The sequence below is a fragment of the Promicromonospora umidemergens genome, from assembly GCF_024171995.1.
Taxonomy (GTDB): domain Bacteria; phylum Actinomycetota; class Actinomycetes; order Actinomycetales; family Cellulomonadaceae; genus Promicromonospora; species Promicromonospora umidemergens.
Map to the genome: position 1 here is coordinate 1 of NZ_JAMTCT010000065.1, position 1,174 is coordinate 1,174.

General features: G+C 71.0%; 1 protein-coding gene. It reads right to left on the reverse strand.

The window, feature by feature from the left end; translation table 11 throughout:
* Window positions 1-130: 130 nt before the first annotated feature.
* Window positions 131-934 carry a hypothetical protein gene (locus APR04_RS30275; RefSeq protein ID WP_253878362.1) on the reverse strand — a complete coding sequence of 268 codons (804 nt, stop codon included), beginning with the start codon at window positions 932-934 and terminating at the stop codon, window positions 131-133.
* Between the last annotated feature and the right edge of the window lie 240 nt (window positions 935-1,174).

Genomic DNA, 1,174 nt, shown 5'->3' on the forward strand with positions numbered 1-1,174 from the left:
GCCATGAAGTTTCCCCTTCTCAGATCCCGGCCGGCCCCCACGGCCGATCCGACTACCCAGACCCTAACGGCCACCGACCCACCGGTCGATGGGTATTTGTCCCCATGACCTGGCGATCGGCTATCGGGCCCTAGCGGTCGCGCAGGCGCTTCGCCCGCCGCTTCTTGAGCTCCTCGAGGCGCTGCGCGCGCTCGTCGGCCGAGAGGTCCGTGACACCGCCGGCCTGCTCGTCCTGGTCCCCGCGGCGCGGCGGACCCGCACGGAACGCACGCACTCCCAGCACGCACGAGACCACCAGCAGGACGACGGTGACGATGCCGAAGACCAGGTGCACGGCGTCGGACAGCCCTGACATGAGCGCACCGATCGCCGTCGACCAGGCGAGCCCTGCCGGCAGCATGGCCAGCAGCAGGCGCCCGTTCCAGCCCCAGCCGGCCAGATAGAAGCGCATCACTCGATCGGTGAACGGGCCGGGCCGCACGGGCTGGAGCGAGAGCGCGATGTCACCGGCGGTGGGCGGACCGAAGGTGCTCCCCCGGGCCCCGTAGGCCGTGAACGAGAGCTTCTCCCTCGCGTAGGACGGTCGCAACGACCGCACGGCGTAGACGAACGACAGCACGGCCAGCGGCCAGGACGCAGTCAGGACGTGCCAGCCACCCGGCCCGATGACGCAGGCCAGGAACAGCGCGGAGACCAGCAGGACGACGAGCTGGCCCACCGGCGGTCGGTCGTCGCCGCGCAGCAGGCTCTCCGGATCGTCGAACGCCAGGTAGCCCACCGACCCCACCAGGAGCGCGACGGCGAACAGCCAGATCACCGTCCACACCAGCCCGATCGACAGATACCCGAGGGGGCGCAGGGCGAGCACGGCAGGGCTCGGCCGCCCTCCGTCGTTCGTCGACCGGTCAGGGTCTCCAGCCACCAGCTCCGCCATCGTTCCTCCACCTCGCCCGTGCCGCCGGTGCGCAAGGCTAGCGTCCGGCATCCTCTCGTACCACCGGCCAGGCCGCCGTACCGGGACGACGGCGGGGGCGGTCCCGGACCGAAGTCCAGGACCGCCCCCGCGAAGCCTTGCTGAACGCGCTGGTTCTCAGATGCCGGCAGCGAGCTGCGAGTCGGCGTCCTGCAGCGTCGTAGCGGCCTGCTCCAGGAACGAGGCCATACCCTCGATACC